The organism is Protofrankia sp. CiT1 (genome assembly GCF_917627335.1).
In the GTDB taxonomy this organism is placed as follows: Bacteria; Actinomycetota; Actinomycetes; order Frankiales; family Frankiaceae; genus Protofrankia.
On sequence record NZ_CAKJTP010000001.1, the window covers coordinates 116,356 to 123,238 of the forward strand.

Annotated in this window: 4 protein-coding genes; 2 read left to right on the plus strand and 2 right to left on the minus strand. The window is 68.8% G+C overall.

What is annotated here, in order from left to right:
* Positions 1-532 precede the first annotated feature (532 nt).
* Together MJ785_RS00525 and MJ785_RS00530 are read right to left on the minus strand one after the other, a co-directional pair.
* On the minus strand, positions 533-826 hold the full coding sequence (locus MJ785_RS00525) for a DUF4193 domain-containing protein (protein WP_239308028.1): 294 nt from the start codon (positions 824-826) through the stop codon (positions 533-535).
* A gap of 219 nt (positions 827-1,045) precedes the next feature.
* On the minus strand, positions 1,046-1,576 hold the full coding sequence (locus tag MJ785_RS00530; protein ID WP_239379881.1) for a DUF3145 domain-containing protein: 531 nt from the start codon (positions 1,574-1,576) through the stop codon (positions 1,046-1,048).
* A gap of 610 nt (positions 1,577-2,186) precedes the next feature.
* Here MJ785_RS00530 and glgX point away from each other — a divergent pair.
* Positions 2,187-4,400, plus strand: a complete 2,214-nt coding sequence (gene glgX / locus MJ785_RS00535; RefSeq protein ID WP_239379882.1) for a glycogen debranching protein GlgX — start codon at positions 2,187-2,189, stop codon at positions 4,398-4,400.
* 70 nt (positions 4,401-4,470) lie between these two features.
* Entirely contained in the window at positions 4,471-6,873 is a 2,403-nt protein-coding gene (gene treY / locus MJ785_RS00540) for a malto-oligosyltrehalose synthase (RefSeq protein WP_239347208.1), read from the plus strand.
* Positions 6,874-6,883 lie beyond the last annotated feature (10 nt).

Sequence of the window (6,883 nt, forward strand, 5' to 3'; positions counted from 1 at the left end):
AGGCCCATCACATTGCCCGGCATCCCGGCCCACCCGAGCCCGCCTGGTGCGTTCGCGCTCGTCGTCCCCGTCAGCGCGTGACGTGGTCGCAGCCGCAAGCCGGGGTTCTGGCCGGCTGGGCGAAGCCGATCTGGGAGGCCCGTCAGGGCATGCCAGCTGCCCGGCGGATGCGTCCCGAAGCGCCGCCCGGACGCCGCGAGCCGGCCAGCCCTGTTACCGGAGCCGCTCAAAACTCCGGCCGTCGGCGACGCGACAGAACCACGATCGCATCGCCTGTGGCCCGCCAGGCGAACCCGCTCCGTACCGGCCGACTGTCGGATAGATCACTATCGGCTGACACGCCGGCGGATACATCCGGCGCTATTGATGACCTACCGGCCCCGCCTTACGGGCCGCCGCCGCAAGCCGGGGTTCCGGCCGGCTGGGCGAAGCCGATCTGGGAGGCCCGTCAGGGTATGCCAGCTGCCCGGCGGATGCGTCGCGAAGCGCCGCCCGGACGCCGCGAGCCGGCCAGCCCTGTTGCCGGTCGCTCTTATGCCGCGCAGTCGGCACAGATCATGCGCCGGCTGTCGGCGAGCTGGCTGCGGTGGTGGACCAGGAAGCAGCTCTTGCAGGTGAACTCGTCCGCCTGGCGGGGCAGGACGCGGACCGTCAGTTCCTCGCCGGACAGATCCGCGCCGGGTAGGTCAAGTTCGGCCTCGAACGGGTCGACATCGTCTCCGAGGTCGGCCGCCGCATCCGCCCGCCGCGCCTTGAGCGCCTCCAGACTCTGCTCGGAAACCTCCTCGGCATCGGTGGTGCGGGGGGTGTCGTAATCGGTGGCCACTGAAATTCTCCCGTGAATTGAGTACGTCTCGTGCGCAACCCACAACGCACGACCGGTGGGGTATGTGCCCGTTAGGACGATCCCCATCGGGTGTGGCCTTCGCCACATCAATTTCGATGATCATAAACGAAAGTCCGTCCAGCCGGAACCCAGCCGGTGCGTCTCGTCGCCGCCGGGCGGGCCAAGGCCGCACGCTGGGACCGGGCGGGAACAGCCGGGTCAGCCCGTCCGGCGCAACCAGGTCACCGGAGCTCCGTGGGCTGCCTGCCGGAACGGCTCCAAGGCCTCGTCCCATGCCGTGCCCAGCAGGCGCTGCAGCCCTCTGGCGAGGGTCTCCCGCCCCTCTCCCCGCTCGATGAGGGCACGCAGCGCGGCTTCCCCAACGACGATGTCCCCGTTCGCGGCGATCGACGCGCGGTGCAGACCGAGCTCGGGCGTATGGGAGTAGCGCTCCGAATCGCAGCCCGGCGACGGGCCCTCGACCACGTCGAAGGAGACATGACCGAGGCGACGCAGCTGGCCCGCGAGACGCCCGGCCGTGCCGCACGGAGCCTGCCACTCCAGGCCCGCGTAGAGCGAGCCCGGGGACCGTGGCTGTTCGCTCCAGGTCAGCGACACCGGCGAGGACAGCACGGCGGACACGGCGAACTCCAGGTGCGGACACAGCGGCGGCGGGCAGGCCAGAACCGCCAACATGCCGGGAACCTTGAAGGACGCCGGACCTGACACAAGATCTCGTGCTGATGACATTGCGACCACGCAAGACCTCCGTCGACGAGTTACGCCTTCCCCTGCGACCTCGCCTCACGATCGTCCGCGCCGTGCGGTACCGATGGTGCCATGGGCTGCCGCCGCGTCCATACCCGCCCCCTGGCAGACAATCCATGTTCATTCGGGCGATATCCGGATGATTCGTGACGGCCGTCGGCCGGTCCAGTGACCGGGCGCGTCCCAACACCGGCGCGCCGCGGCCGGGCTCATGGCCGGAGCACGGTCAGGGCGTGTTTCGGGAGCCGCCTGGACGCGGGCTCCCTGATCGAACGACGACTTCCGGGACACGCCGTAGCGCGACCAGCAACGGAAGTGGCTCCCCGCGCCGCCTCGCGATACACGCGCCCCAGCCCCATTCCTTGATCTACTCTCCTGTTGCCGGTCGCTCTTATGGCCGGCAACACGAATGGACCGAATCCGCATATGATCACATCACGGTACGGCTGATCCCCCCGCAACGATCGGGCCTGGCACGATCCAGCCTGACAGGATCAGAAAACCGTCCGCCTGGACTCACCCGGCCCGTGGGGCTCATCCAGACCCGCGCCGGTCGGCGCTGGATCCCCGACCACCCGTAGGCTCCGTGCGTATGTTGCAAGTCTGGCCGGGCAGCCCCTATCCGCTCGGTGCCACCTATGGCGGCACCGGGACCAATTTCGCGATCTTCTCCGAGATCGCCGAGAAGGTCGAGCTGTGCCTGTTCGACGATGACGATGCCGAGACACGCGTCGAGCTGAAGGAAGTCGACGCATTCGTCTACCACGGGTTCCTGCCCAGCATCGGCCCCGGCCAGCGATACGGCTATCGGGTGCACGGCCCTCACGACCCGGCGAGGGGGCTGCGTTGCAATCCCCACAAGCTGCTCCTCGACCCGTACGCGAAGGCCGTTGACGGCGAGATCGACTGGGACCAGTCGGTGTTCGGTTACAACTTCGGCGACCCGGACAGCATGAACACCGCCGATTCCGCCTCACGGATGATGAAGTCGGTGGTCATCAGCCCGTTCTTCGACTGGGACAACGACCGCCCGCCGCGCACCCCGTACAACGAGACCGTCATCTACGAGGCGCACGTGCGCGGCCTCACGATCGCGCACCCGGGACTGCCGGCGGAGTACCGCGGCACCTATGCTGGCGTGGCACATCCGATCATGATCGACCACTACCATCGGCTCGGTGTGACCGCCGTGGAGCTCATGCCCGTCCACCAGTTCGTCCAGGATGAGCATCTGGTCAGCCGCGGCCTGCGCAACTACTGGGGATACAACTCACTGGCCTTCCTGGCCCCCCACAACGCCTACGCGGCCGCGACCCGGGCCGGGCAGCAGGTCCAGGAGTTCAAGCTGATGGTGAAGAACCTGCACGACGCCGGTATCGAGGTAATCCTCGACGTGGTCTACAACCACACGGCCGAGGGCAATCACATGGGCCCCATGCTCTGCTTCCGCGGGATCGACAACACCGCCTACTATCGGCTGATAGAGGACGATCCGCGTTACTACATGGACTACACCGGCACGGGGAACAGTATGCGGGTCCGTCACCCACATGTCCTCCAGCTCATCATGGACTCGCTCCGTTACTGGGTTACCGAGATGCACGTCGACGGATTCCGGTTCGATCTGGCCGCGACGCTGGCACGCGAGTTCTACGAGGTTGACCGGCTGTCCTCCTTCTTCGACCTCGTCCAGCAGGATCCGGTCGTCTCCCAGGTCAAACTGATTGCCGAGCCCTGGGATCTGGGCGCGGGCGGTTACCAGGTCGGCAACTTCCCACCGCTGTGGACCGAGTGGAACGGTAAGTACCGTGACACCGTGCGCGACTTCTGGCGCGGCCAGGACCATGGCATCGCCGAGTTCGCCTCCCGCCTGACCGGGTCGAGCGACCTCTATGAATCCGACGGCCGGCGGCCCTCCGCCTCCATCAATTTCATCACGGCCCACGACGGCTTCACCCTCAACGACCTGGTCTCCTACAACAGCAAACACAATGAAATCAATGGCGAGGACAACTGGGACGGATCGGATGACAACCGGTCCTGGAACTGCGGGGCGGAGGGACCGACCGACGATCCGGACGTGCTCGCGCTACGCGCGGCCCAGGTCCGGAACTTCCTCACCACGCTCTTTCTCTCGCAGGGCGTACCCATGCTGGTGGCCGGTGACGAGATGGGGCGCACACAGCACGGCAACAACAACGGCTACTGCCAGGACAACGAAATCTCCTGGTTGGACTGGTCGCTGGCGGAACGCAACGCGAGCCTGGTGGAGTTCACCGCGCTCGTGTCCGCCCTGCGCCGGGAACACGCGGTGTTCCGCCGCCGGCGGTTCTTTCAGGGGGACGCGATTCGTGGCTCCGGTGGTACCTCGGGGCACGGCTCGGACGGCGGGGAGCCGCTCAAGGACGGGGAGCCGCTCAAGGACATCGTCTGGCTCCTGCCGGATGGCACCGAGATGTCCGACGCCGACTGGGAGTTCGGCCTGGCGCGCTCCCTGGGGATGTTCCTCAACGGCCACGGCATACCCGATCGCAACCATCGTGGTGAGAACGTCGTCGACCAGTCGTTCCTGCTCTTCTTCAACGCGCACTTCGAACCGCTCGGATTCCGCGTGCCACCGGAGAACTTCGGCACCAGCTGGGAGATCGTCATCGACACCCGGGTACCCACCGCGGTCGTGACCGCGGCTGCCGGCACGCGTGAGAGCGCCGCGCCGGACGCGCGCGCCACCAGCCGGATCGTGAAGGCCAACGACCCGATCGAGGTCGACGCCCGGTCAGCCCTGGTGCTGCGCTGTGCCGACTGAGCCACGGGACGGCGGCATCCCGGCGCCCGCCCGGCCGGTCCCCGGCTCGACCTACCGGCTGCAACTGAGCATGGAGTTCTCCTTCACCGACGCGGCTGTCATCGTGCCCTACCTGGCCGCCCTCGGGGTCACCCACCTGTACTGCTCGCCCGTGCTTGAAGCGGTCGACGGTTCGGCCCACGGCTACGACGTCGTCAACCACGATCAGATCAGCCCCGAGCTCGGCGGTCCGGCCGGCTTCCGCCGGCTGGTGACCGCCTGCCGCAAGGCGGGCCTCGGCCTCGTGGTGGACCTGGTGCCGAACCACATGGCGATCGCCGCGCCGGAGTCGGTGAACGCCGGCTGGTGGTCGGTGCTGCGGGAGGGCCGGGCGTCGCCGTACGCCTCCTGGTTCGACATCGACTGGGACTCCCCGGACAACCCCGGCAAGGTCGTCGTCCCGATTCTGGGTGAGCCGCTGGCGGACTGCCTCGCGGGCGGGGAGATCAGGCTCGCGACGAACGACGACGCCGAATCAGTGATCGTTTATCACGACCACGTGCTGCCGGTGGCCGAGGGGACCGCCACACCAGGCGACATAGCCGCCACCCTCGACCGGCAGCACTACCGGCTGTGCTTCTGGCGGGTCGCCGGCACCGAGCTCAACTACCGCCGGTTCTTCGACATCACCACCCTCGTGGGCCTGCGCCAGGAGGAGCCGGCCGTCTTCGCCGCGACCCATCGCCTGATCCTCGACCAGGTGCGCGCCGGCGCCGTCGATGGCCTGCGGGTCGACCATCCAGATGGCCTCGCCGATCCCGAGGACTACCTGCGCAGGCTGTCCGAGGCCACCGGCGGCGTGTGGACGGTCGTGGAGAAGATCCTCGAACCGGGCGAGGCCCTGCCCGGCACCTGGGCCTGCGCCGGCACCACCGGCTACGACACACTCAACCGGCTCACCCGGCTGTTCATCGACCCGACAGCGGCCAGGCCCATCACCCAGCTGTACACCGGTATCACCGGTTCGTCGCCCGACTTCGCGGCCGTCGCCCACACGGCGAAGCTGGACGCGCTCACGGATGTCCTGCGCCCGGAGCTGGAGCGGCTGGCGGCACTCGCGCTCACCGAGGCGCGGCGGCGGCGCGCGGACCTGACGCGTACCGGTCTTCGCGACGCGCTCGCGGAGGTGCTGGCCGCGTTCGCGGTCTACCGCGCCTACATCCGGCCAGGCGGGGCCGCGACCCTGGAGGCTCGAGCGCACGTGGTCGGGGCGTGCGAGCGCGCCCGGGAGTCCCTGCCGCGGCGGTCCGGCGAGATCGATCTCATCGAGAACCTGGCGCTGGCCGGCCCGTCCGAGTTCGTGGTGCGGTTCCAACAGACCACCGGGCCCGTCATGGCCAAGGGCATCGAGGACACCGCCTTCTACCGTTACGGCCGGATGATCGCCCTCAACGAGGTCGGCGGCGCTCCCGGCGACTTCCCCGGCTTTCCCGCCGGGCATCCGCACAGCGCTGTGCACGAGTTCCACGAGGCCAACGCGATCATCCAACGGACGTGGCCGCTGACGATGACGGCGCTGTCCACCCACGACACCAAGCGCTCGGAGGACGTGCGGGCCAGGCTCGCCGTCCTGACCGAGGACCCGCACGGCTGGGGCGAGCTGGCCCGCCGCCTGATCGCCCTGGGCGAGCGGCACACGGACACCGAACGTGGCTGGCCGGACCGGGAGGCCTGCTACCTGCTGGCGCAGACCCTGGTCGGCGCGTGGCCGCTGCCGATCGAGCGCGCCCGGGATCACCTGCTCAAAGCCGTCCGCGAGGCCAAGATGTACACCTCCTGGACCGACCCGGACGCCGGCTACGAGGCCGCGCTGGTGAACTACGTCGACGCCGTCCTCGACGACCGAGACTACGTGGCCGCCCTGGAAACCTATGTTGCGGCCCTGGTGGAGCTCGGGCGCCAGAACTCCCTCGCCCAGAAGCTTCTCCAGCTGGTCTGTCCCGGCGTGCCCGATGTCTATCAGGGCCAGGAAGTGTGGGACGCCTCCCTGGTCGACCCGGACAATCGGCGGCCGGTCAACTTCGGCGAGCGGGCGAAGCTGCTGACCGAGCTCGGGCCGGATCCAGGCGCCCGCAAGCCACCCGCGCTCGACGACACCGGCGCGGCGAAACTGCTGGTTGTCGCCCGTGCGTTAAGGCTGCGCCGGGAACATCCGCAGTGGTTCGGCGCGGAAGCGACCTACCGGCCGCTGTGGGCATCAGGCTCGGCGGCCGAGCACGTGGTCGCCTTTGTCCGCTCCGGGGAGGTGATCGCGGTGGCGCCCCGGCTGGTGCTCGGGCTGCGCCGCGGCGGCGGCTGGCGGGACACCACCCTCCCGCTGCCCGACGGTCGTTGGACCGACCTGTTCACCGGCCGCCGGCACGACGGCGGCGTCGCCTACGTCCTGCGGTTGCTGCGCGACTTCCCCGTCAGCCTCCTCGTCCGCACCGCCTGACCGAAACACC